The sequence below is a fragment of the Paenarthrobacter nitroguajacolicus genome (genome assembly GCF_007786235.1).
GTDB classification, from domain to species: Bacteria; Actinomycetota; Actinomycetes; order Actinomycetales; family Micrococcaceae; genus Arthrobacter; species Arthrobacter nitroguajacolicus_A.
Genome location: NZ_VNFK01000003.1, coordinates 171657 through 194079 on the forward strand (window position 1 = coordinate 171657; position 22423 = coordinate 194079).

Genomic DNA, 22423 nt, shown 5'->3' on the forward strand with positions numbered 1-22423 from the left:
GTTATTCTACGGTGACGCTCTTGGCGAGGTTACGCGGCTGATCGACGTCGTAACCCTTCGCGCCGGCAAGTTCAGCGGCAAAGATCTGCAGCGGAACCGTGGTGAGCAGCGGCATGAGCAACGTGGGGGTCTCCGGTACGTAGAAGACCTGCTCCGCGTAATCCTTGACCGATTCGTCGCCTTCTTCAGCGATAACCAAGGTGCGTGCACCACGGGCGCGCACTTCCTGGATGTTGCTGACCACCTTGGAGTGCAGGGAGTCGCGGCCACGCGGGGACGGCACCACGACGAAGACCGGCTGGCCATCGTCGATCAAGGCGATCGGCCCATGCTTCAGCTCGCCGGCGGCGAAGCCTTCAGCGTGAATGTAGGCGATTTCCTTGAGCTTAAGGGCACCTTCGAGGGCTACGGGATAGCCAACGTGGCGGCCCAGGAACAGCACGGACTTTTCGTCCTTCATGCTGCGAGCGAGCTCACGCAAGGGCCCGGCATTGTCCAGGATGTGCTGGATCTTGGCCGGGATCTTGTTGAGGTCCGCGAGGACGTCCTTGATCTGGCCGGAGAAGATGTTGCCGCGAAGCTGGGCCAGGTACAGGCCGAGCAAGTAGGCAGCAGTGATCTGCGCAAGGAAGGCCTTGGTGGATGCAACGGCGATTTCCGGACCAGCGTGGGTGTACAGCACGGCGTCGGATTCACGCGGGATGGTGGAACCGTTGGTGTTGCAGATGGAGATGGTCTTGGCGCCCTGCTCGCGGGCGTAACGGACCGCCATCAAGGTGTCCATGGTCTCGCCGGACTGGCTGATGGAAACAACCAGTGTGTTGGAGTCAACAATCGGATCGCGGTAGCGGAACTCGTGCGCAAGCTCCACCTCCGTGGGGATACGGCACCAGTTCTCAATGGCGTACTTGGCCACCAGGCCGGCATAAGCTGCGGTGCCGCAAGCCAGGACGATGATCTTGTCAACCTGCTTGAGGAGCTCCGGATCGATGCGGACTTCGTCAAGGGTCAGCTTGCCATCAAGGTCCGAGCGGCCCAGGAGGGTCTGCGCAACGGCGTCGGGCTGGTCGTGGATTTCCTTCTCCATAAAGGAGTTGAAGCCACCCTTTTCGGCGGAAGCCGGGTCCCAGTCAACGTGGTATTCCTTGCCCTCGGCAGGAGCGCCGAAGAAGTCGGTGATTTCCACGGAATCCGCAGTGATGGTGACGATCTGATCCTGGCCCAGCTCAACGGCGCGACGGGTGTAGTCGATGAAGCCGGAGACGTCGGAGCCGAGGAAGTTCTCACCGTCGCCCAGGCCCACAACCAGCGGGGAGTTGCGGCGGGCGGCCACAACGACGTCGGGCTGGTCCGCGTGGACTGCCAGGAGGGTGAAGGCGCCTTCGAGGCGCTGGCATGCAAGGCGCATCGCTTCGGTGAGGTTTCCGCCGTCGCCATTGAGCTGGTTGCGGAAGATGTCGCCCACCAGCGCGGCTGCAACTTCGGTGTCGGTCTCCGACTCGAAAGTGACGCCCTTGCCCAGCAGCTCCTGCTTGAGTTCGGCAAAGTTCTCGATGATGCCGTTGTGAATGAGCGCCAGGCGACCACCATCGGAGAGATGCGGGTGCGCATTACGGTCGGTGGGGCCGCCGTGGGTAGCCCAACGGGTATGGCCAATGCCGGTAAGGGATTCGGGGACTGGATTTGCTTCCAGTTCCGCGATCAGGTTGCTCAGCTTGCCGGACTTTTTACGGGACGAGATCGTCCCGTCAGCCACCACTGCGACGCCTGCGGAGTCATAGCCGCGGTACTCAAGACGGCGCAGCCCTTCCACGACGACGTCAAGGGCGCTGTGACCAGCTGCCTTGCGAGACGAATTGCCAACATAGCCTACGATTCCACACATGGGTACAAGCCTAACGGCAAGCGCAAACAACTGACGTGGGACATCCCAGCTCCTACTGTTACTGCTAGTCGGCTATCACTCACAATTCATCGTCCCGTCGTCTCGCATTTCCTGATCCGCCGCGTGGAGGGCAGAATCATGAGCGTGACTTTGCAACGCACCGAAGCTAACGGCGACGGCGCTTCCCCGTTCGTAGAGCTGGACCGTCAGACCTGGTCCCGGCTTGCAGCCCAGATGGAGCAGCCCCTCAACGAAGAGGACATCTTTCGGCTCCGCGGCCTCGGTGATCCCCTGGACATGAAGGAAGTCCGGGAGGTTTACCTTCCCCTTTCACGGCTCCTGCACCTCTACGTCCAGGCCTCGCACCAGCTCCATGCCGCAACAACCACCTTCCTGGGAGAACAGACCCAGCGCACGCCCTTCGTCATTGGCGTGGCAGGCTCAGTGGCGGTTGGTAAGTCCACCATCGCCCGCGTACTCCGCGAGATGCTCAGGCGTTGGCCCGGAACTCCCAACGTGGAACTCATCACTACCGACGGTTTTCTCTATCCCTTGGCCGAGCTGAAGCGCCGTCATCTCCTGGAACGCAAGGGATTTCCGGAGTCCTATGACCGCAGGGGCCTCCTTCGCTTCGTCTCGGAAGTCAAAGGTGGCGCGGAAGAAGTCAGGGCCCCCTGGTACTCCCACGTCACATATGACATCGTGCCCGGCAAGGAAGTGGTGGTCCGGCGTCCCGATGTCCTGATCGTGGAGGGCCTGAACGTCCTGGCGCCCGCCCGCCCCCGCATGGACGGCAAGCAGGGACTGGCAGTCAGCGACTTTTTCGATTTCTCCATCTATGTAGATGCCAAAACCTCCTATATCGAGGAATGGTACGTAGACCGTTTCCGGAAACTGCGCACCACTGCCTTCGCGCAGCCCGAGTCCTACTTCCACCGCTATGCCACCCTGTCCGACGACGACGCGGAATCAACGGCACGCGGCATCTGGAAGCGCATCAACGAGCCGAACCTCGAAGAGAACGTGCTGCCCACGCGGGGCCGTGCACAGCTGGTGCTCACCAAGGACGCGGACCACTCCATCCGCCGCATGCTGCTGAGGAAGGTCTAACGTGCTCAACCACCCGAAGCCGATGCCCAGCAGGCGGGCCTTCGCGGGCTTCCTGAGCGCTGGCATCGGGATGGCCGCCCTTGCCGCGTGCACACCGGAGAATGCCGTCCCCTCCCCCGCTGCCGCGAATGCGGCGACCAGCACGCCCTCGGCCACTGCCACGCCCTCTGTGGCCGCGTCGGGCGTCCCCACCAGCGATCCTTCAGTCGTCGCGCCTGCCGCCGACCCCGCGCCCACAAGCGCCGCCCCGTCCAGTTCCGCGGCCACCCAGCACTCGCTGACCGATCCCACCAGCCCCTGGGTAGTAGTCAACAAGCACCGGCCACTGAATCCGCAGAACTTCGTCCCGGCAGACCTTGTCCAACCGAACATACGGCTCGCCGTCAGCGGCGAAGCCGCACTCGTCAACAGCACGACGGCGGCTGCCGCAGAAAAGATGTTCGCGGCCGCAGCAGCGGAGGGCGTCATCATGACCCTTGCCTCGGGCTACCGCTCCTACTCCACGCAGGTAGCCACCTATAACGGCTACGTCGCCGGCACCGGGCAGGCGGCGGCGGACCGCGCGTCCGCCCGCCCCGGCCACTCCGAGCACCAAACGGGCTGGTCCTTCGACATCGGCGACGGAGGAGGAGCTTGCAGCTTCCAGCCCTGCTTCGCTGACCAACCCGCCGCCGTCTGGGCCAAAGCCAATGCCCACAAGTTCGGGTTCGTCGTCAGGTATCCCTGGATGTTCCACGACACCACGGGCTACTTCTACGAGTCCTGGCACCTTCGCTACATCGGTGTCGAAGCGGCCACGGACATGGCTGCGCGAGGCATCGCGACACTCGAGGAGTACTTCGGACTGGAAGCAGCGCCGGACTACCTCTAGGCCTTAAAAGGAATCGGCCCGCTCCCCTGGTCACCAGGAGAGCGGGCCGACGCCGTTAAAAGAGTTCCTAGACTGCCAGCTCTGTGGAAGCGCCCAAACGCTCCTTGACCACCGCGGCAAGGCCGGTGCAGATGCGCTCGGCCGTTTCCATGTCCGCGGCCTCCACCATCACCCGGACCAGGGCTTCGGTGCCCGAGGGGCGGAGCAGGACACGGCCGGTCTCGCCCAATTCCAGCTCGGCTTCGGCAACCGCCGCTGCCACGCCCTCATCGGTACCGGCACGGGCCTTATCCACGCCCTTGACGTTGATCATGAGCTGCGGAAGCTTGGTCATTGCAGTGGCCAGTTCCTTGAGGCTGCGGCCGGTAAGTGCCACCTGCGCTGCGAGCTGCAGGCCGGTAAGGACACCGTCGCCCGTGGTCGCGTAGTCGGAGAAGATCACGTGGCCGGACTGTTCGCCGCCCAGGTTGTACCCGCCGTCGCGCATGCCTTCCAGGACGTAGCGGTCTCCCACCGCGGTTTCCAGGATGGTGATGCCTGCGTCGCGGAGGGCGATCTTCAGGCCAAGGTTGCTCATGACGGTGGCAACTAGCACGTTGTCCTTGAGCTTTCCGGCGTCGTTGAGGGCCAGTGCCAGGATCGCCATGATCTGGTCGCCGTCCACTTCATTGCCCTCATGGTCAACAGCCAGGCAGCGGTCGGCGTCACCATCGTGGGCTACGCCAAGGTCAGCGCCGTGCTTAAGGACCGCTTCCTTCAACGGGCCGAGGTGGGTTGAGCCCACGCCCTCGTTGATGTTCAGGCCATCCGGTTCGGCGCCGATAACCACAACCTCGGCACCGGCGTCCTTGAATACCTGCGGCGAACACCCACTCGCTGCGCCGTGTGCGCAGTCCAGGACTACCTTAAGACCGTCCAGCCGCTTGGGCAGTGTGCCCAGCAAGTGAACGATGTAGCGGTCTTCGGCGTCTGAGAATCGCTGGATGCGTCCGACGTCGGCGCCCACCGGACGCTGGGGCTCCTTGCCCAGCTGAGCCTCAATGGCGTCTTCGACGTCGTCGGGAAGCTTCTGGCCGCCCCGGGCGAAGAACTTGATTCCGTTGTCCGGCGCGGGGTTGTGTGAGGCCGACAGCATGACGCCGAAGTCGGCGTCGAGATCTGCCACCAGGTAGGCCGCAGCCGGGGTGGGGAGGACACCGGCGTCGTAGACGTCGATCCCGGAGCTCGAAAGCCCGGCTTCTACAGCGGCGGCGAGGAACTCACCACTTGCCCTGGGGTCCCTGGCAACGACGGCGCGTGGCCGCTTGCCGTCGGTTGTGCGGTCATGGCCGAGTACGACGGCGGCGGCCTGGGCGAGCTGCATGGCAAGCTCGGCGGTTAGCAATCCGTTCGCGAGACCGCGCACGCCATCTGTTCCAAATAATCTAGACATCGGCTCAAGTTTAGACGACGACGGAGCGCCACCAGTTCAGGAGCGTGTCGGGGCGTCACATCCGGGACCCGCATCGGCGAGCAGCGGCGTGGTCTTAACGGCGAAAGCCCGCCCCGCCAATAGGGCGGAACGGGCTTTCGATACCCCGGCAAAGGGGTAAAAGCGGTTTAGCGCTTGGAGTACTGCTGAGCCTTACGTGCCTTCTTGAGACCGGCCTTCTTGCGCTCGATGACGCGGGCGTCACGGCTCAAGTAACCGGCCTTCTTGAGGGTGGCGCGGTTGTTGTCGACGTCGATCTCGTTCAACGAGCGGGCAACACCGAGGCGCAATGCGCCGGCCTGGCCGGAGATGCCACCGCCGTGGATACGGGCGATGACGTCGTAGGCACCTTCGAGATCAAGGATCTTGAAGGGCTCGTTGACATCCTGCTGGTGCAGCTTGTTCGGGAAGTAGTTGTCCAGCGTGCGGCCGTTGATGGTCCACTTGCCGGAACCCGGAACAACGCGAACGCGTGCAACGGCTTCCTTGCGACGGCCAACAGCCGCGCCGGCAACGGTCAGTGCCGGGCGCTCCTTCTTGGGCGCATCTTCAGCAGATGTGCTTTCAGAGGTGTAGCTGGTGAGGGTTTCCTCAGCCTCGACGGCTTCGGCGGTCAGTTCTTCGTTCTGAGCCACGGTTCTCCTTGTAATAAAAAGTTTAGTTGGTGGCCAGGACTACTGGGCGACCTGGGTGATTTCGAAAGTCTTCGGCTGCTGAGCTGCGTGGGGGTGCTCGGGGCCTGCGTAGACCTTGAGCTTGCCCAGCTGCTGAGCTGCGAGGGAGTTCTTGGGGAGCATGCCCTTGATGGCCTTCTCAACAGCGCGAACCGGGTTGGATTCCAACAGCTCGGCGTAGTTGACGGAGGTCAGGCCGCCCGGGTAACCGGAGTGGCGGTATGCGCGCTTCTGCTCCAGCTTGGCGCCGGTGAGGGCAACCTTTTCAGCGTTGATGATGATGACGAAGTCGCCCATGTCCATGTGGGACGCAAAGGTCGGCTTGTGCTTTCCGCGCAGCAGTGTTGCGGTCTGGCTGGCAAGACGACCAAGGACAACGTCGGTGGCGTCAATGACGTGCCACTGGCGGTTGATATCGCCGGGCTTCGGGGTGTACGTACGCACGGTTTTGCCTCGTTCTTGTTCTGGCGTTCATGTTTTAGGCGACACGCAGTGAGGCGTGTACCTACTATGTATGCGCTACCGGAGCAGAGGTGAGGGCTCTATGTACCAGTTATCCCAGGATCTCGAAATGCCTCTGGAGTTAGCGATCCTGCAACTGGATCCCCCTGTAGGCATGTGTCATCGAGATAGGACACGCACAACGACTCTAAACAATACCTTCAACGGGGCGCCCGGGTCAAAATGGGGTATCCACCCCTCGGGGTCCCGCACCGCGCAGAGGGAGAGCACATGACCTACGGCGTCGCCTTTCCCCTCCTTGCTGCCCTGGCCGGCCTGTTGTTGGGTCCGGCAGCGGAGTTCCTGATCGCCCGCACGCTGCCGCGACTTGGCGGACTCCCTGCACATAAGGTCCGGATCACGACGGCGGCAGTCACCGCACTGCTGTTCGGCTTGCTGGCGTGGCGCTTTGGTTTCTCACCTGAATTGCCGGCGTTCTTTTTATTGGCACTTCTCGGCGTGCAACTGTCCCGGATCGACTTCGTGCTGCATTTACTGCCCAACCCCCTGGTTTTGATCTTGCTGGGCGGCGGGGTGGCATTCCTGGGTGTCGCTGCCGTCGTCTCGCCAGCCTGGCCAGAGCTGATTCGCGGACTCGCGGGAGCGGCCACCCTGTTCGCGGGGTACTTGATTCTGGGACTTATTTCGCCGGGGAGCCTCGGAATGGGCGATGTGAAGCTCGCAGCGCCCCTGGGACTGTACTTGGGGTACTTAGGTTGGGAGCAAGTACTCTTCGGGGGTCTCTTGGGATTCGTGGTGGGTGGGGTGCTGACGGTGCTGATGTTACGGCTCCAACCCAAGGAAAAGCCTGTGGAAACTGCTCACGGACCTGCCATGTTCGCAGCCGCCATGGGCGTGGTGCTGGTACTCCAGTAGGGCCCCTGGCGGAGTGCGCGAAGGCATGTTCCCTTCCGCCTTTTTCTAAGGCTGCTGACAAAAGCAAGTAGCCCAACTCACCTCGTGCACCAAAAACCGAGTACTCCCCTGCCCAGGAACGAGTGTCCCCGCGATACCGCACCAGCAATTCGAGTACGACTACGCATTGTTTACCAACCCTCCCAGGGTGAATTCTTATCTCATCGAATTCCGGACCGCTAAAGGAAACATGGGGGTAGTTCGGGAGTCGAAGCAAATTCCGATAATTTGCTGGACCTATAACGAAACTTCGAAATTCATTTTCTGGGAAGGATATTCCAATGTCTGCTTTCATTTTCACCATTACCTCGTACATCGCCGGCGTCAAGGACCGCTTCACCAAAGAGGAAAAGGGCGCGACGATGGTTGAATACGGCATCATGGTGGCATTCATCGCCCTGCTGGTGCTTGCGGCCGTCACCCTCCTTGGTCCGCAGATCGCAAACCTCTTCACCCGTGTGGACGCCGCCATCTAGGCAGTACCACCCCAAACGTAGTTTGGCTCTGGTGGCGTAGTTCCACCAGAGCCAAACTGCTTTCCGAATAGTTCCACTTTCAGCCCTATCTGGGAAAGTCGGGGAATCGACATGGATCGGAAAGAACGAGGCGCGGTTGCCATTGAAATGGCGATCCTATTGCCGCTGCTGCTGCTCATCCTCATCGGAATCATCGAGTTTGGCCGGGTGCTCAACGTCCAAGTATCGCTGACACAAGCGGCTCGCGAGGGGGCACGCTATGCAGCAGTCCATTACCAGGAGGGCGGTTTGGATGTTGCCGGCACGGCGTTGTCCACGGCGCCCTCATTGGATGGCCTGGGTGTAAGTGTCAGCGACAACGCTTCCAGTTGCGCTCCGGGCGCCAATGTCGAAGTGACAACCAGCGTTTCGCTGCCTTCGATGTCAGGATTCCTGGACGCCGGCTTCTTCGGAGCACCGGGCATCTTCCCGCTCAACATGACAGGGGTTGGGGTGATGAGATGCGGCGGCTAAGGCAAATCCGGGACAAGAGCCGGACCTCCCTGGATGGCAATCCGTCAAACGAACGAGGGGCAGCAACCATAGTGGTCGCAGGGCTGATGGTTGTCCTATTGGGCTTCGCGGCCCTGGCCATTGATGTCGGCGCCTTGTACGCGGAGAAAGCCCAACTGCAGAACGGCGCCGATGCCGCCGCCCTGGCCATCGCAACCGATTGCGCCAACGGGAATTGCGGAGACAGCACTGCCACGGCAAACAGCTTCGCCAACAGCAACGCCAACGATGGTTCCAGCGGATCCGCAGTGTCGTTTCCGGCGTCCACCACCGTCCGTGTTGTGACGAATGCACGCGATGACGGCTCAGGGGCGAACAGCTTCTCCCTGTACTTCGCCCGGGTTCTGGGCATGGACACAGCAACTGTGGATGCCGCCGCAGAAGCAAAATGGGGGGCGCCAAACGCTGCGACAACGTTGCCTTGGACGGTGAGTGAGTGCGTTTTCAAAAAGTACCTCTCACCGACTCAACTGGCATCGCTCAACTCCACAGGCAACTTCTCGGGCGATCCAACTCCCACCCACATCCTGCTTCGCTACGACGAGAACGCCCCCACGATGCCAGGTTGCGCTGCACAAAACGGCTACCAGCCCGGTGGTTTTGGATGGCTCGTCACCAACGCAGGTTGCTCCACCAACGTCTCTGTCAACGCGACTGTTAACGGGCAAACCGGCAATCATTTCCCCAACGCGGCCGCTTGTGACGCTGTACTTTCCACCATCATGGACGAGCCCGCGCTCATACCACTTTTCAAGACTGCAACCGGAAACGGAAGCAATGCAAAGTACACGCTGATCGGCTTCGCCGCCTTTCAGGTCACCGGCTACAAGTTCAGCGGATCAGGGGCGGTGCTCGATCCTCTTGCCCCTAACTGCAGTGGAAACTGCCGGGGACTTCAGGGGTACTTCTCCCGCTTCGTATCTCTCGAAGAGGGCTCGCAGATAGGCGGCACTGTCCCCAACTACGGCGCATCCGTAGTCACACTGACCGATTAGCTGCGCACAGTTTCAACAAAAGCATCACCAAAAACTCGAAAGGAGTTAAAAGTGAAAACACGCCTACTGGGAGGCATTGCAGCACTGCTCTTGGCAGTCATTGGCACCGTTCTACTGGTCACCTACGTACAGGGAGCAGACAAACGTGCGCAGCAAGGGCTCGATCCCGTCAACGTCCTGGTCGTCAAGGAACGTGTTCCGGCTGGTACCAAAGCCGAAGAGCTGGATTCAAAGGTTCGGGTGGAAACCCTCCCGCAGACTGCGGTAGCGCCCGGCACCATCAAGGCACTCAATGATCAGAGGGGAAAGGTCACGTCGGCCGACCTTCAGCCCGGCGAGCAATTGCTGGGCGTCAAGCTCGTGGATCCCAAGGAACTGGCGCCTGGGACCGTACCAGTGCCGGACGGCCTGCAGGAAGCTACCTTTGTCCTTGCCCCTGAGAGAATCCTCGGTGGAAGAATTGAAGCCGGAGACACTGTCACAGTTTTCGCATCGTTCAAGTTGGATGAGGCCGTGCCGGCAGGAGCCAACCTTCCGGCCGGTATGACCGGGTGGAAAGATTTCACGGAACTGCTGTATCACGACGTCTTGGTGACAGCAGTCCAACAGGCAGCACCCGATGCCGAGAAGTCGGCCGGAGCGGACAAGGGCGTAGCACTGCCGAATGGTTCCGCCTACGTCACCGTCGCCCTCAGCGACGCGAACGCAGCAAAGATGGTCTTTGGCGCTGAGTTTGGCACGCTCTGGCTCTCCAAGCAGACCGACAAGACCGTGAAGACCGAGCCGCCCACCACCAACTTTGGAGGGCTGGTCCAATGAGCCGCTTCGTAGCAATCACGGCAGTCCGGGACTTCGAAGGCCGTGTGCGTCAAGCCGTCACCGGGGCGCTGCATGGCGACCTGCAAACTCTGTCCCCCGAGGTATTGAAGGGCGGAACAGATGACGTTTTCAAGCAACTGACCGGGGCACCGCCGGAAGTCATGATCCTGGGGCCGGGCGTAAACCCGGACGACGCCCTGAAACTGGCTACGGTCTTCGACCTCCAATACCCGGAAATCAGCCTCCTGCTGGTATCGGAACCCAGCCCGGACATCATCCTCCGCGCCATGCACGCCGGCATTCGAGACGTCGTGACGCCTGAGATCGACGTCAACGAGCTACGTGTCCTCCTGGAAAGGGCCTGTTTGGCCGCAGCCAGCAGGCGCCGTGGAATGCAGTCGGTTTCCGAGTCCGGTCAGGAAAGGGGCAGAGTCATAGCTGTCATGTCGCCCAAAGGTGGCGTGGGCAAGACTACTGTCGCGACGAACCTTGCCGTCGGGCTGGGTGCCGTTGCCCCTATGAGTGTTGTGATTGTGGACCTGGATCTCCAATTCGGAGATGTTGCTTCCGGCCTGCTGCTTGAACCGGAGCATTCCATCACTGAGGCTGTTCATGGCTCAGCTTCACAGGACTCCATGGTCCTCAAAGCGTTCCTCACTGTGCACCCGTCGGGCATCTACGCGCTCTGCGCACCCAAGAAGCCGTCTGAGTCGGATTACATCACGGCGGATCACGTCACAAGGCTGATCAACCAACTTGCCACAGAGTTCAAGTACGTCGTGGTGGATACTGCCCCGGGCTTGGGCGAGCATTGCCTCGCAACGTTGGAGCTTGCGACGGATGGTGTTTGGGTATGTGGAATGGATGTACCCAGCATCCGCGGCTTACGGAAGTGCTTCAGTGTTTTGAGGGAACTCCAACTCCTGCCGCAGGGCCGGCACACTGTGCTGAACTTCGCGGACAGGAAGAGCGGAATCTCCGTCCAGGACGTGGAAGCGACCATTGGAGTGCCGATCGACACCGTGATTCCACGATCACGGAATCTCCCGTATTCGACCAACCGTGGGGTGCCAGTTCTCCAAGGGACCTCTCGGGACTCGGCCGCAAAGGGGCTGAAAAAACTCGTCGAACGCTTCGATCCGCGGCTGGAAACAGTCCCCCAAGGCAAACTTCACCGAAGGGTGGTGGTGTCATGAAACTCTCGGAACGGCTCTCGAAGAAGAACCCGGATGTTATCGCCGATGCCCTGGCTTCCGACGACGGAGGTCAGGACGAGGACGTGCAGAACGCTCAAATCATGCCACCCGCCAGCGGGCCGATGTTGGGCGGAACCCTTTCCGTGCCAGCAGTGGATGCTCTTGCCGGCTTGAAACAACGGGCTGCTTCGGCACTCTTTGAACGCATGGGCAGCAGAATCGGGGACACATCGTCTTCCGAGGAGGATTTGCGTTCCTTCGCCGTTGAAGAACTGTCAGCTGTCATTGACGAAGAACAAGTGCCGCTCACTCCCGAAGAGCGGCGTCGGCTGATTCGCGAGATTTCGGACGAAGTGATGGGGTTCGGTCCCCTGCAACGGTTATTGGAGGACCCATCCGTCACGGAAGTCATGGTGAACCGCTTCGACCAGATTTACGTCGAACGGCATGGACACTTGGCGTTCACGGATCTGCAGTTCAGTTCGGATGCCCACCTCAGAAAAGTCATTGAGCGGATTGTTTCCAAGGTCGGGCGTCGCATTGATGAGTCCTCGCCACTTGTGGATGCCCGGCTGGAGGACGGTTCCCGTGTCAATGCCATCATTCCTCCGCTGGCCGTGAATGGTCCCTCGCTCACCATCAGGAAATTCAGTCATGTTCCCCTGACGGTTCGAAATCTCATCGAATGGGGATCGATGAGCCTTGAAATGGCTGAACTGCTCAGTGCCTGCGTGCGGGCCAGGTTGAACGTCATCGTTTCGGGAGGAACGGGAACCGGCAAGACGACGCTCTTGAACGTGTTGTCGTCCTTCATCCCGGAATCCGACCGGATCGTCACTATCGAAGACGCTGTGGAACTCCAGCTGCAGCAGCGCCATGTGGTCAGGTTGGAGAGTCGCCCGCCCAACATCGAGGGTAAGGGCGCCGTCACCATTCGAGACCTGGTGCGGAACTCACTGCGTATGCGGCCCGATCGGATCATCGTCGGGGAAGTACGTGGTGGAGAGTCACTCGACATGCTCCAGGCCATGAACACAGGGCACGACGGTTCGTTGTCGACGGTTCACGCGAACTCTCCTCGCGATGCCATTGCACGACTGGAAACGCTTGTCCTGATGGCAGGCATGGACCTACCGCTCCGAGCAGTCCGCGAGCAAGTATCTTCGGCCGTCGACTTGATCGTCCAAGTCACGCGATTACGCGATGGAAGCCGGCGAATCACGCACGTCACCGAAGTACAAGGGATGGAGGGAGAGGTCGTGACCCTACAGGATGCGTTTCTCTTCGACTACGCGGCTGGACTCGATTCCGAGGGCCGCTTCCTGGGCAAGGCCCTGCCTACAGGCATTCGCCCACGCTTCCTGGACCGCTTCACGGAACTGGGGATCAATGTTCCACCTTCCGTCTTCGGAGCCGCACCAGTCACCAGCGGGAGGCGGTAAACGTGGACACCCCAGTCCTGTTCTTTTCCGCGATCGGTACATGTGCTGCCGCCCTCCTGATTCTCGTCGTCGTGGTGATGAAGCCCCGCAACGGGAGCATTCCCCTGGAGCGCCGCCGCCTGGGCTTCACTCCGGATGAGTCCGCGTTGGGGCGTGTATCCCAGTCCGCCGTCCACGTGGTTGACACTGCCCTTGGCCGTTCGGGAGGACCTTACAACAGGGAGGTTTTATACAACGCAGGGGTAAAGCAGTCTCCCGCTGACTTCACCGTTCTGGTAGCCATCGCCACCGTGGTGCTGGGCATCCTCGGGGCGCTGCTGACCAATCCCCTGATCGGCATAATGGCGGCCATAACAACGCCCTTTGCGGCAAAACTGGTTCTGGTCTACCGAACCGAAAAACGTCGATCCAAATTTGAAACCCAATTGACCGATACCATCCAGATGCTGATCGGCGGGCTTCGTGTCGGACACAGCATCATGCGGTCGCTTGAGGCCGCAGCCCAGGAGTCCCAAGCTCCGACATCGGAAGAGTTGGCCCGGATCGTCAATGAAGTGAGGATTGGCAAGGACGCCCGCCAAGCAATAGAAGATTGCGCAGCCCGCATGGACAGCGAGGACTTTCGCTGGATCGGCCAGGCCATACAAATCAACCGCGAAGTCGGTGGAGACCTGGCAGAAGTTCTGGAACAAGTGGCGGGCACTATCCGCGAGCGCAGTGAGATCAAGGGCCACGTCCGATCCTTGAGTGCTGAAGGCAGAATGTCTGCCGTCATCCTGATGGCATTACCTGTTGGAGTCGGCGCGGTACTTGGTGTCATCAACCCGGGGTATCTACGGGTTTTCGTCCACCATCCCATCGGAATCGCCTTGACGGTCTTGAGCTGTGTGCTCTTCGTCGTGGGGGGCTTCTGGATGAACCGCACCGTAAAGATCAAGTTCTAGGAGGTAAGTGACATGACTACCCATGTGTGGCTGATCATCGCCGCGATTGTCCTTCCGCTCGCCTACTTCGTCTGGTCCTTGGCCACCATCGACCGCAAGGGCATAGTGGCCATTCACACTAACCTCGGGTCGGGCTTCGCACAGGGTGCGGGGGTTAGCATCCAGCGTCCTCCCCTGCTGCTTGGTGTCGCGCGGAAACTCACGCCAGGAAGTTACGAAGCCAAACTTGACCATTGGCTGGCACTTGCGGGGCGCCCAAAGTCCATGCCGCTCACTAAGCTCATTGCGATCAAGCCGATGTTGGCGGCCGGTGGCGCCCTTTTCAGCGTCCTGCTCTTCGTCGCCAACCCCAGCCCTACGGTTGTTGGGCTTGGTCTCTTCCTGACGCTGTTTCTTTACTTCATTCCCGACCTGTTGGTTTACAACCAAGGCGCCAAACGGCAGGAAGCCATGAAGATGGAGTTCCCCAATACCCTCGACCAGATGTTGATTTCGGTTGAAGCGGGGCTTGGTTTCGAGTCGGCCATGGAACGGGCATCCGCTCAAGGGACTGGTCCGCTGGCACATGAACTCATGAGGACCCTCCAGGACATCCAGGTAGGAAGACCCAGGCAGGAAGCCTACGAGGCGTTGGCTGAGCGTTCTACTGTGACGGACGTCCGGAGCTTCGTTCTTGCGGTCATTCAAGCAGACAAGTATGGGATCGGCATCGCGAACGTGCTGCGTGCGCAGGCAAAGCAAGCTCGGGTCAAGCGACGTCAGAATGCAGAAGAGAAAGCCATGAAGTTGCCGGTGAAGGTTCTTTTCCCGTTGCTGTTCTGTATCTTCCCGGTACTCTTCATCATCCTCCTTGGCCCCGCCGGTATCAGAATCATGGAGGCATTCAGCTGACCCTGTCTTGCGGGAAACAGACCGGCACTTCGTGGATCCCAGACCACGGAGTGCCACAACGGCCCCCTTCCGGTACCCAGAGCCGGGAGGGGGTCCTCCAATGTCCGGGCGACCAGGGACTATTCGCGCCGGGCCCGCGTCAGTTCAGCCCGTGCCAGCAGTTCGCTGTCCGACGGGTAGGCAACTTCCTCCAGCACCAACGGATGGGGCGCCGCCAGCACCGACTTGGCATCGCGTCGGCGCTCCAACAGACGCGAGTGCAGCCAGCCGGGAGTCTCCAGGCCCTCCCCCACTCGCAGTGCAGAACCCACAAGGGAACGCACCATGTTGTGGCAGAAAGCATCAGCCTGCACCGTAGCGACGATGACACCATCGGCTCCACGATCAAATGAAAACTTCTGCAACTCGCGAATGGTGGTGGCACCTTCACGTGGTTTGCAATAGGAACGGAAATCCTGCAAACCCAAGAGCGCCACCGCACCCTCGTTCATGAGCGCAACATCCAAAGGGGCCTTATGCCACAAGGTGATTCCCCGCAGGACCGGGTCCCAGCGTTCCGGGCCGTCGGCAATCCGGTAGCTGTACCTGCGCCACAACGCCGAGAACCGGGCGTCGAATCCTTCGGGCGCCAGACCGGCGTCGTGCACTTCCACGGCACCGGTGAGGTCGCCGAGGATGCGGCTCAGGGCGCCGCGGAGGCGCCGCAAAAGCGCGACGCCGGGATCGAGTTCGTGCCCGCGTGGCAGCGACAGCCACTCATCGTCGGTCAGATCCACGTGGACTACCTGCCCGCGGGCGTGGACGCCTGCGTCCGTCCGGCCGGCAACCGTCACGCGGACGGGTCGCTGCAGGAGGAGCGCCAATGCCTCTTCGAGTGCTCCTTGCACTGTCAGAAGGCCAGGCTGAAGGGCCCACCCGCTGAAGGGACCGCCATCGTACGAAAGATCAAGCCGGACACGCAAAAACCCGCCGCCCCCCATAACGGGGGCAGCGGGTTTTCGTTCGTTCATAGACTTAAGTCTACTGTGAAGAATTCAGTGAATTACTTCTTGTCCTCAGCGGCCGGAGCCTCTTCAGTCTCAGCAGCTTCAGTCTCAGCAGCTTCGGCTTCAGCGGCAGGAGCCTCTTCAGTCTCAGCAGCTTCGGTTTCTACGGCTTCGGTCTCAACGACCTCTTCCTCGGCAGCCGGAGCAGCCTTGGCAGCAGCTGCGGTTGCTTCAGCAACAACGGCCTGCTTCGGGGAAACCGGCTCGAGGACGAGCTCGATGACAGCCATGGGAGCGTTGTCGCCCTTGCGGTTGCCGATCTTGGTGATGCGGGTGTAGCCACCATCGCGGTTGGCAACGGCGCCGGCGATGTCGGTGAACAGCTCGTGGACAACGCCCTTGTCGCTGATCAGGCCGAGAACGCGGCGGCGGGAAGCGAGGTCGCCACGCTTGGCGAAGGTGACCAGACGCTCTGCGTACGGCTTGAGGCGCTTGGCCTTGGTAACCGTGGTGGTGATGCGCTTGTGCTCAAACAGAGCAGCTGCCAGGTTCGCGAGCATCAGGCGCTCGTGAGCCGGGCCGCCTCCGAGGCGCGGACCCTTAGTGGGGGTAGGCATAGTTATTTCTCCTGTTATGTAAGCCGGTCAGGTCCATTGCTGGACCCGGCGGCCAAGATCTGCTGTTTAGAGCTCGTCGTCGCTGAACGCGGCGTCGTCCTCTTCGATGGCTGCGGCGCGTGCTGCGAGATCGAAACCGGGAGGGGAGTCCTTGAGGGACAGACCCAGTTCCACGAGCTTTGCCTTGACCTCGTCAATGGACTTCGCACCGAAGTTACGAATGTCCATCAGGTCAGCCTCGGAGCGGGCAACGAGTTCACCCACGGTGTGGATGCCCTCACGCTTGAGGCAGTTGTAGGAACGGACGGTGAGGTCCAGATCCTCGATCGGCAGAGCCATGTCAGCTGCCAGGGCAGCGTCCGTCGGCGACGGGCCAATCTCGATACCTTCAGCTGCGGTGTTCAGCTCACGAGCCAGACCGAACAGTTCCACCAAGGTGGTGCCTGCAGAAGCAACAGCATCGCGCGGGGCGATAGCCTGCTTGGTCTCGACGTCGACAATGAGCTTGTCGAAGTCGGTGCGCTGCTCAACACGGGTAGCTTCCACGCGGAAAGTTACCTTCATGACCGGCGAGTAGATCGAGTCAACCGGAATACGGCCAATCTCGGAGTCGCCGGACTTGTTCTGAGCTGCCGAAACGTAGCCACGGCCGCGCTCGATGGTCAGTTCGAGTTCGAACTTGCCCTTCGAGTTCAGAGTGGCAATGTGCAGATCCGGGTTGTGGAATTCGACGCCGGCCGGCGGAGCGATGTCCGCGGCGGTGACGACTCCGGGGCCCTGCTTGCGCAGGTACGCAACAACCGGCTCATCGTGCTCGGAGGAAACCGAAAGGTTCTTGATGTTCAGGATGATCTCGGTGACATCTTCCTTGACACCCGGAACCGTGGTGAACTCGTGCAGCACGCCATCGATCCGGATGCTGGTTACAGCGGCACCGGGGATGGAGGAGAGCAGGGTACGGCGGAGGGAGTTTCCGAGGGTGTAACCGAAGCCCGGCTCCAGCGGTTCAATGATGAAACGGGAGCGGTTCTCGGATACAACTTCTTCAGACAGGGTGGGGCGCTGTGCAATGAGCACTTAGGTTTCCTTTCGGCGAGCATCCGCTATATGACGCAACACAGGTGGTGGAAATCGGCTTCGGTTTCCAGCCTGACCAGCCGGGCCATGCTTGTGAACGGTCGAAACCATCCACAGCAGGCCCGGCCAGTCAGGCAGGGAAGACCTAATTAGACGCGGCGGCGCTTCGGCGGGCGGCAACCGTTGTGGGCGCTGGGGGTGACATCCTGGATGGAGCCAACCTCGAGGCCAGCGGCCTGAAGCGAACGGATTGCGGTTTCGCGTCCGGATCCCGGGCCCTTGACGAATACGTCAACCTTGCGCAGACCGTGCTCCTGAGCGCGCTTTGCAGCAGCTTCGGCAGCCATCTGGGCAGCGAACGGGGTGGACTTACGGGAGCCCTTGAAGCCAACCTCACCGGCGGAAGCCCATGAGATGACAGCACCGTTCGGGTCCGTGATGGACACGATGGTGTTGTTAAAGGTGCTCTTGATGTGCGCCTGGCCAAGCGCAATATTCTTCTTATCCTTGCGACGCGGCTTACGAACCGCTCCACGAGTCTTCGGGGGCATTGTTTCTCCTACAGAAAGTTATCGGGGGAAAACCGGATCAATCCCGAGGGATTAACGTCCGGCCTTCTTCTTGCCGGCGACGGTGCGCTTCGGGCCCTTGCGGGTACGAGCGTTGGTCTTCGTACGCTGTCCGCGTACGGGCAGGCCCTTGCGGTGGCGCAGGCCTTCGTAGCTGCCGATCTCAACCTTGCGGCGGATGTCAGCGGCTACCTCGCGGCGAAGGTCACCCTCAACCTTGTAGTTGCCTTCAATGTAGTCACGCAGCTGGACCAGCTCGGCGTCAGTCAGGTCCTTGACGCGAACGTCAGCGCTGATGCCGGTGGCAGCCAGGGTTTCGTGTGCACGGGTCTTGCCCACGCCGTAGATGTAAGTAAGCGCAATTTCCAACCGCTTTTCGCGGGGAATGTCTACGCCAGCGAGACGAGCCATAGTGGCGGTACTCCTTGAATAAACCGGAGGTCGTAGGCAGTACACCCACACGTTCCGTGTGGCCCCAGCCTCCGACCGGGGGTTCGCTGACCAGGCTCTGTAATGCAGTCCTGGCACAGCTTGTGCTGCCTTTATTTACTTGCGTGGGCTAGCAACCCAGGTTTGCCCTTGCGGGCGCTGATTCCCTGAAGGGGAATTAGCCCTGGCGCTGCTTGTGGCGCGGGTTCTCGCAGATCACCATGACCCGGCCGTTACGGCGGATCACTTTGCACTTGTCGCAGATCTGCTTGACGCTCGGCTTGACCTTCATGGCGTTCCTTTGCGTGTTTTGCAGTTGATCTGCTGGAGCGGCTTAGGCACTGTTGCCTGGCCGCCCAGCAATTTACTTGTAGCGGTAGACGATACGACCACGTGTGAGGTCGTATGGGCTCAGCTCCACCACTACGCGGTCCTCTGGGAGAATCCTGATGTAGTGCTGACGCATCTTCCCAGAGATGTGTGCGAGAACGACGTGCTTGTTGGTGAGCTCAACACGAAACATCGCATTGGGCAGCGCCTCAGTCACAACGCCCTCGATCTCAATGACCCCGTCCTTCTTGGCCATATCCTCCGCTAACTGTTGTTTGCCGCCGTCCTCCAGTTAGGCACCGAAGATCCAGCGGACGTTTTTTGTTTGCTTGGCTCTCTTGAACCACGACACTAAAAAGGGCGTGGCTGCACAGACAACCAACAAATAACTCTACGCCAATCGGGCCGGAAAGTTAAATCCGTCCATGGTAGCGCAAGCGTCCGCCTCCGTCACTCCCCCGGCCGCCGGAAAGCCGGGAACTCACCGGCGGGGGTGGCGACCCCCTCGGCCGATTCCACCCCGTTCAGTATGGCCAGTCGAACGGCCTCCGCCGCAGCGCTTTGGAGCGTAATCAAGGACACTTGCCGTGCTTGCTCGCTACTGCGGTCAAGCGCGACGGCGCCAGTCGCCAGGGCGAAGACGGTATCGCCGTCCGCGAGCGTATGGGACGGATCCAAAGCCCGGGCCAACCCCGCATGCCCAGCACTTGCCGTCCGCTTGCACTCGGCAACGTCCAGGATGGCGTTCGTAGCAATGACCACCAGCGTCGTGTTCAGCCCTTGCGGCGTGCTCGTGGACGGTTCGCCTGCAGGTTGCGGCCCCGCCGCCCCAAAGACTGGCGCCCCCAGCGCATTCACCACGGCAATGGCACCTACGATCACACCGCCGTCGAGGGTGATCGAGGAACTGCCGATCCCGCCTTTGAACTGCCCGCGCGCAACAACAGCGCCGGTGCCTGCGCCCACGTTTCCACGTTCGACGGCGGCATGGTCACCGGACGCGAAAGCGGCAGCAGCTGCCTGGTAACCCATGCCCGCGCCGGGACGCGCTGTGACGTCGCCGCCACGCCCGAGGTCGAAGATGGCCGCGGCCGGAACAATCGGCACCACGGTCCCGGGGACCGCAAACCCCCGCCCCTGTTCCTCGCACCAGACCTGGGCACCCGTAGCCGATGACAACCCAAAAGCACTGCCCCCAGTCAGCACCACAGCATCCACGGTGGACACAAGGGTGGTCGGGTCCAGGGCATCGGTCTCGTGCGTCCCCGGACCTCCCCCGCGAACATCAACGGACCCAACAGTCCCCACAGGAGGAAGTACCACTGTCACGCCGGACAACCACCCCACCCCCGTCTTCTGCACATGCCCAACCCGTATGCCAGGAACATCGGTGATCGAATTCATGGCTCCATTCTCCACCTGCGGAGACAGCTCACTCAGCAAATCGGCTGGCACCCGGCAGCGCGCGTCCAGGGGAGGCACCTCCGAGCGCGCAGAGGGTGGCAGCCAATTGGCTGCGACAACCGCCCCCGCGCAAAGTGGGAGTCGAGCCTCAATTACAAACACGCGAGTAACGCTGAGTAAACGGGTTCGGAAGTGTAAGCCAACTATCGCTACAGTGCGCCATTTTGGCCCGAACAGCGACATTCGGTGTGGTGAGCTAGGCCTGTCTTCGCCGCCCCGGTCCGGGAGCTGGCGCCCCGCATTCGCCCGAAACCGAGTGACCCATGACTGCCCCCTTGATTCACAACAGCAGCGCGCCTGCTGACAGGCCGGCCACCAAGCCACCTGCAACTACACCTGCACCTGCACCTGCACCTGCAACCAAGCCAACCCCCGAAAGACCGCGCTGGTCCGGCCGCAGCCGGAAGGACTTTCTGGTCTTCCTGGCCATGGCCCTACCCAACCTTGTGCTGATCGGCACTTTCACGTACTGGCCGCTGATCAACAACATTTACTACTCCACGTTGGATTGGACGCTGGGTTCGGCCTCGGCCACGGTGGTGGGCCTGCAGAACTACGTCACGTTCTTCACCAGCGAGGATGCGGCCAAGGTCCTTGGGACTACAGGGATCTTTACGCTGATCACAGTTGGCGGGTCGATGGTCCTCGGATTGTTGGTTGCCCTCGCCTTGAACTCGAAGGTTCGCGGCACCACCTTCGCCAGGTCCGCGGTATTCGCACCCTACGTGCTTTCGGGCGTCGGTGTCGGGTTGGTGTGGCTGTTCATCTTCGACCCCGGCTACGGTGTGCTCGCCTGGATCCTCCGGGGCCTGGGGCAGCAGAGCCCGCAGTGGATCAATGACCCCCAACTCTCCTTGGTGATGGTCATCATCGTGTACGTCTGGAAGAACCTGGGCTATTGCGCCGTGGTGTACCTCGCAGGCCTCCAGTCCCTCCCCCGCGACGTCATGGAAGCGGCAGCACTGGACGGAGCCAACGGCGTTCGACGGTTCTTCCACATCTCCCTTCCGCTGCTCTCCCCCACCACCTTTTTCCTGCTGATCACCACCATGCTTAGTTCGCTACAGGCGTTCGACCTCATCCGCATTATGACTCCACTGGGCAACGGCACCAGCACCCTCATCTATGAGGCGTATCTGCAGGCCTTCGGCGCCTACAACAGGGCCGGCTATTCTGCCGCGATCTCGGTGATCCTCTTTGCGGTCCTGCTGGTTATCACGGTCCTCCAACTGCGGTTCGTAGAGCGAAAGGTCCACTACTCATGAGCGCGCCGTCACCAGCCGCCGTCGGTACTTCCTCTCAGGAGGCCGCACCGCAGGAGCGGCCCCGCCCGCTTTCAAGGGCGAACCTGCTCCAGACTCTCGTCACCGGTTACTTCCCCTTGATCATCGCCACGCTGGTGGTTTTTCTCCCTCTGTTGTGGATGCTGTTGAGCTCCTTCAAGCAACCGGGCGAGATCGTCACCATCGACTTGAGGGTCCTGCCCGAGTCGCTGAACCTGGAGAACTATGCCATTGCGATGACCACCGTCCCGTTCGCGCAGTTCTTTGCCAACAGCCTGATCGTCACAGTGGTGGGTTCCACCATCAAGGTGATCCTCGCCATTCTCACTGCCTATGCCCTGGTGTTCGTGCGCTTCCCGTTCAAGAACGTGATTTTCGTGCTGATCCTCGTGGCCCTCATGGTTCCGGCCCAAGTGTCCATCCTGCCCAACTACATCCTCATCGCCGGGATGGGCGGCAAGAACACCCTGTGGGGGATCATCCTCCCCGGTCTTGGCACGGCATTCGGCACGTTCCTGCTGCGGCAGCATTTCCTGACCCTGCCGCCGTCCATCCTTGAAGCTGCGGAGATCGATGGCGCCGGCCATTGGCGGCGACTGTGGCAAATCATCGTCCCTGTGTCCGTTCCGTCGATCGCGACAGTGGCCCTGGTGACCGTGGTCAGCGAATGGAACGACTACATCTGGCCGCTCATCATCACTGACCGCCCCGAAACTATGACGCTCCCCGTGGGCCTGACACTGCTTCAAAACTCCGAAGGCAACGGGGCCGGCTGGGGAATCCTCATGGCGGGCGCAGTGCTGGTGATCGTCCCCATCCTGCTGGTGTTCGCCGCGCTCCAGCGCTACATCGTTGCCGGGCTGACCCAGGGCAGTGTCACCGGCTGATTTTCTCCAACCGCACTATTCGCATCGAAGTAAGTAATT

At 61.1% G+C, this 22423-nt stretch carries 25 protein-coding genes; 13 read left to right on the forward strand and 12 right to left on the reverse strand.

Annotation, left to right across the window (positions count from 1 at the left end):
• Position 1 precedes the first annotated feature (1 nt).
• Positions 2-1885 (reverse strand): glutamine--fructose-6-phosphate transaminase (isomerizing), encoded by a 1884-nt coding sequence (gene glmS / locus FQP90_RS04735; RefSeq protein WP_144648577.1) that lies wholly within the window; start codon positions 1883-1885, stop codon positions 2-4.
• Between the two features lie 138 nt (positions 1886-2023).
• Between glmS and coaA the strand changes: the two genes are divergently transcribed.
• Together coaA and FQP90_RS04745 are read left to right on the forward strand one after the other, a co-directional pair.
• Entirely contained in the window at positions 2024-2995 is a 972-nt protein-coding gene (gene coaA / locus FQP90_RS04740; RefSeq protein WP_026539842.1) for a type I pantothenate kinase, read from the forward strand.
• Position 2996: 1 nt separating this feature from the next.
• On the forward strand, positions 2997-3866 hold the full coding sequence (locus tag FQP90_RS04745; protein ID WP_439898632.1) for a D-alanyl-D-alanine carboxypeptidase family protein: 870 nt from the start codon (positions 2997-2999) through the stop codon (positions 3864-3866).
• A 67-nt stretch (positions 3867-3933) separates the two neighbouring features.
• On the opposite strand, the gene glmM is transcribed toward FQP90_RS04745, so the two are convergent.
• The 3 genes from glmM to rplM all read right to left on the reverse strand — a co-directional run bounded on the left by glmM (position 3934) and on the right by rplM (position 6455).
• Positions 3934-5298 carry a phosphoglucosamine mutase gene (gene glmM / locus FQP90_RS04750; protein WP_144648578.1) on the reverse strand — a complete coding sequence of 455 codons (1365 nt, stop codon included), beginning with the start codon at positions 5296-5298 and terminating at the stop codon, positions 3934-3936.
• A gap of 167 nt (positions 5299-5465) precedes the next feature.
• Positions 5466-5972 (reverse strand): 30S ribosomal protein S9, encoded by a 507-nt coding sequence (rpsI, locus tag FQP90_RS04755; protein ID WP_011775553.1) that lies wholly within the window; start codon positions 5970-5972, stop codon positions 5466-5468.
• Positions 5973-6011: 39 nt separating this feature from the next.
• Complete coding sequence (gene rplM / locus FQP90_RS04760) at positions 6012-6455, reverse strand: 50S ribosomal protein L13 (RefSeq protein ID WP_011775554.1); 444 nt, start codon at positions 6453-6455, stop codon at positions 6012-6014.
• A gap of 288 nt (positions 6456-6743) precedes the next feature.
• On the opposite strand from rplM, the gene FQP90_RS04765 reads away from it, so the two are divergent.
• The 9 genes from FQP90_RS04765 (at position 6744) to FQP90_RS04805 (ending at position 14742) form a co-directional block, all read left to right on the forward strand.
• Positions 6744-7388, forward strand: coding sequence for a prepilin peptidase (locus FQP90_RS04765; RefSeq protein ID WP_144648579.1), 645 nt, complete (start codon positions 6744-6746; stop codon positions 7386-7388).
• 320 nt (positions 7389-7708) lie between these two features.
• The gene (locus tag FQP90_RS04770; protein ID WP_026539837.1) at positions 7709-7903 is read left to right on the forward strand and encodes a Flp family type IVb pilin; all 195 of its coding nucleotides are present in this window, start codon (positions 7709-7711) and stop codon (positions 7901-7903) included.
• Positions 7904-8014: 111 nt separating this feature from the next.
• Positions 8015-8416, forward strand: a complete 402-nt coding sequence (locus tag FQP90_RS04775; RefSeq protein WP_144648580.1) for a TadE/TadG family type IV pilus assembly protein — start codon at positions 8015-8017, stop codon at positions 8414-8416.
• Positions 8404-9450, forward strand: coding sequence for a TadE/TadG family type IV pilus assembly protein (locus FQP90_RS04780; protein WP_144648581.1), 1047 nt, complete (start codon positions 8404-8406; stop codon positions 9448-9450). The genes FQP90_RS04775 and FQP90_RS04780 overlap by 13 nt, the downstream gene beginning before the upstream one ends.
• 51 nt (positions 9451-9501) lie before the next feature.
• Positions 9502-10269 (forward strand): Flp pilus assembly protein CpaB, encoded by a 768-nt coding sequence (gene cpaB, locus FQP90_RS04785; RefSeq protein WP_144648582.1) that lies wholly within the window; start codon positions 9502-9504, stop codon positions 10267-10269.
• Positions 10266-11465, forward strand: a complete 1200-nt coding sequence (locus FQP90_RS04790; RefSeq protein WP_144648583.1) for an AAA family ATPase — start codon at positions 10266-10268, stop codon at positions 11463-11465. Before cpaB ends, FQP90_RS04790 begins: the two co-directional genes overlap by 4 nt.
• Before the next feature lie 122 nt (positions 11466-11587).
• Positions 11588-12907 carry a CpaF family protein gene (locus FQP90_RS04795; protein ID WP_144648726.1) on the forward strand — a complete coding sequence of 440 codons (1320 nt, stop codon included), beginning with the start codon at positions 11588-11590 and terminating at the stop codon, positions 12905-12907.
• A gap of 2 nt (positions 12908-12909) precedes the next feature.
• Entirely contained in the window at positions 12910-13851 is a 942-nt protein-coding gene (locus tag FQP90_RS04800; protein WP_144648584.1) for a type II secretion system F family protein, read from the forward strand.
• A gap of 12 nt (positions 13852-13863) precedes the next feature.
• Positions 13864-14742: a type II secretion system F family protein gene (locus FQP90_RS04805; RefSeq protein ID WP_144648585.1), complete on the forward strand. Its 879-nt coding sequence runs from the start codon at positions 13864-13866 to the stop codon at positions 14740-14742.
• Between the two features lie 119 nt (positions 14743-14861).
• Here the strand turns inward: FQP90_RS04805 and FQP90_RS04810 are convergent, their stop codons facing one another.
• From FQP90_RS04810 to FQP90_RS04845, 8 genes are all read right to left on the reverse strand, one after another.
• A complete protein-coding gene (locus FQP90_RS04810; RefSeq protein ID WP_244296497.1) occupies positions 14862-15752 on the reverse strand; it encodes a tRNA pseudouridine synthase A in 891 nt (296 codons plus the stop codon).
• 32 nt (positions 15753-15784) lie between these two features.
• A complete protein-coding gene (gene rplQ, locus FQP90_RS04815) occupies positions 15785-16345 on the reverse strand; it encodes a 50S ribosomal protein L17 (protein ID WP_144648586.1) in 561 nt (186 codons plus the stop codon).
• Between the two features lie 66 nt (positions 16346-16411).
• Complete coding sequence (locus FQP90_RS04820) at positions 16412-17422, reverse strand: DNA-directed RNA polymerase subunit alpha (RefSeq protein WP_011775567.1); 1011 nt, start codon at positions 17420-17422, stop codon at positions 16412-16414.
• Positions 17423-17571: 149 nt separating this feature from the next.
• A complete protein-coding gene (gene rpsK / locus FQP90_RS04825) occupies positions 17572-17973 on the reverse strand; it encodes a 30S ribosomal protein S11 (protein ID WP_014922380.1) in 402 nt (133 codons plus the stop codon).
• Positions 17974-18024: 51 nt separating this feature from the next.
• Positions 18025-18402, reverse strand: a complete 378-nt coding sequence (gene rpsM, locus FQP90_RS04830; protein ID WP_011775569.1) for a 30S ribosomal protein S13 — start codon at positions 18400-18402, stop codon at positions 18025-18027.
• Positions 18403-18598: 196 nt separating this feature from the next.
• A complete protein-coding gene (gene rpmJ / locus FQP90_RS04835) occupies positions 18599-18712 on the reverse strand; it encodes a 50S ribosomal protein L36 (RefSeq protein WP_011775570.1) in 114 nt (37 codons plus the stop codon).
• Positions 18713-18784: 72 nt separating this feature from the next.
• Positions 18785-19006 (reverse strand): translation initiation factor IF-1, encoded by a 222-nt coding sequence (gene infA / locus FQP90_RS04840; RefSeq protein WP_011775571.1) that lies wholly within the window; start codon positions 19004-19006, stop codon positions 18785-18787.
• A 194-nt stretch (positions 19007-19200) separates the two neighbouring features.
• A complete protein-coding gene (locus FQP90_RS04845) occupies positions 19201-20154 on the reverse strand; it encodes a P1 family peptidase (protein ID WP_208759942.1) in 954 nt (317 codons plus the stop codon).
• Between the two features lie 323 nt (positions 20155-20477).
• On the opposite strand from FQP90_RS04845, the gene FQP90_RS04850 reads away from it, so the two are divergent.
• Both FQP90_RS04850 and FQP90_RS04855 read left to right on the forward strand, forming a co-directional pair.
• Positions 20478-21479, forward strand: coding sequence for a carbohydrate ABC transporter permease (locus FQP90_RS04850; protein ID WP_208759943.1), 1002 nt, complete (start codon positions 20478-20480; stop codon positions 21477-21479).
• On the forward strand, positions 21476-22384 hold the full coding sequence (locus FQP90_RS04855; protein ID WP_144648587.1) for a carbohydrate ABC transporter permease: 909 nt from the start codon (positions 21476-21478) through the stop codon (positions 22382-22384). The genes FQP90_RS04850 and FQP90_RS04855 overlap by 4 nt, the downstream gene beginning before the upstream one ends.
• Positions 22385-22423 lie beyond the last annotated feature (39 nt).

What these genes read in the sequence shown, in the direction of transcription:
- glmS (WP_144648577.1), bottom strand. Translation starts at nt 1,885, where the DNA reads ATGTGTGGAATCGTAGGCTATGTTGGCAATTCGTCTCGCAAGGCAGCT.
- coaA (WP_026539842.1), top strand. Translation starts at nt 2,024, where the DNA reads ATGAGCGTGACTTTGCAACGCACCGAAGCTAACGGCGACGGCGCTTCC.
- glmM (WP_144648578.1), bottom strand. Translation starts at nt 5,298, where the DNA reads ATGTCTAGATTATTTGGAACAGATGGCGTGCGCGGTCTCGCGAACGGA.
- FQP90_RS04765 (WP_144648579.1), top strand. Translation starts at nt 6,744, where the DNA reads ATGACCTACGGCGTCGCCTTTCCCCTCCTTGCTGCCCTGGCCGGCCTG.
- FQP90_RS04770 (WP_026539837.1), top strand. Translation starts at nt 7,709, where the DNA reads ATGTCTGCTTTCATTTTCACCATTACCTCGTACATCGCCGGCGTCAAG.
- FQP90_RS04775 (WP_144648580.1), top strand. Translation starts at nt 8,015, where the DNA reads ATGGATCGGAAAGAACGAGGCGCGGTTGCCATTGAAATGGCGATCCTA.
- FQP90_RS04780 (WP_144648581.1), top strand. Translation starts at nt 8,404, where the DNA reads ATGCGGCGGCTAAGGCAAATCCGGGACAAGAGCCGGACCTCCCTGGAT.
- FQP90_RS04790 (WP_144648583.1), top strand. Translation starts at nt 10,266, where the DNA reads ATGAGCCGCTTCGTAGCAATCACGGCAGTCCGGGACTTCGAAGGCCGT.
- FQP90_RS04795 (WP_144648726.1), top strand. Translation starts at nt 11,588, where the DNA reads ATGTTGGGCGGAACCCTTTCCGTGCCAGCAGTGGATGCTCTTGCCGGC.
- FQP90_RS04805 (WP_144648585.1), top strand. Translation starts at nt 13,864, where the DNA reads ATGACTACCCATGTGTGGCTGATCATCGCCGCGATTGTCCTTCCGCTC.
- FQP90_RS04810 (WP_244296497.1), bottom strand. Translation starts at nt 15,752, where the DNA reads ATGAACGAACGAAAACCCGCTGCCCCCGTTATGGGGGGCGGCGGGTTT.
- rplQ (WP_144648586.1), bottom strand. Translation starts at nt 16,345, where the DNA reads ATGCCTACCCCCACTAAGGGTCCGCGCCTCGGAGGCGGCCCGGCTCAC.
- rpsK (WP_014922380.1), bottom strand. Translation starts at nt 17,973, where the DNA reads ATGCCCCCGAAGACTCGTGGAGCGGTTCGTAAGCCGCGTCGCAAGGAT.
- rpsM (WP_011775569.1), bottom strand. Translation starts at nt 18,402, where the DNA reads ATGGCTCGTCTCGCTGGCGTAGACATTCCCCGCGAAAAGCGGTTGGAA.
- rpmJ (WP_011775570.1), bottom strand. Translation starts at nt 18,712, where the DNA reads ATGAAGGTCAAGCCGAGCGTCAAGCAGATCTGCGACAAGTGCAAAGTG.
- infA (WP_011775571.1), bottom strand. Translation starts at nt 19,006, where the DNA reads ATGGCCAAGAAGGACGGGGTCATTGAGATCGAGGGCGTTGTGACTGAG.
- FQP90_RS04845 (WP_208759942.1), bottom strand. Translation starts at nt 20,154, where the DNA reads ATGAATTCGATCACCGATGTTCCTGGCATACGGGTTGGGCATGTGCAG.
- FQP90_RS04850 (WP_208759943.1), top strand. Translation starts at nt 20,478, where the DNA reads ATGACTGCCCCCTTGATTCACAACAGCAGCGCGCCTGCTGACAGGCCG.
- FQP90_RS04855 (WP_144648587.1), top strand. Translation starts at nt 21,476, where the DNA reads ATGAGCGCGCCGTCACCAGCCGCCGTCGGTACTTCCTCTCAGGAGGCC.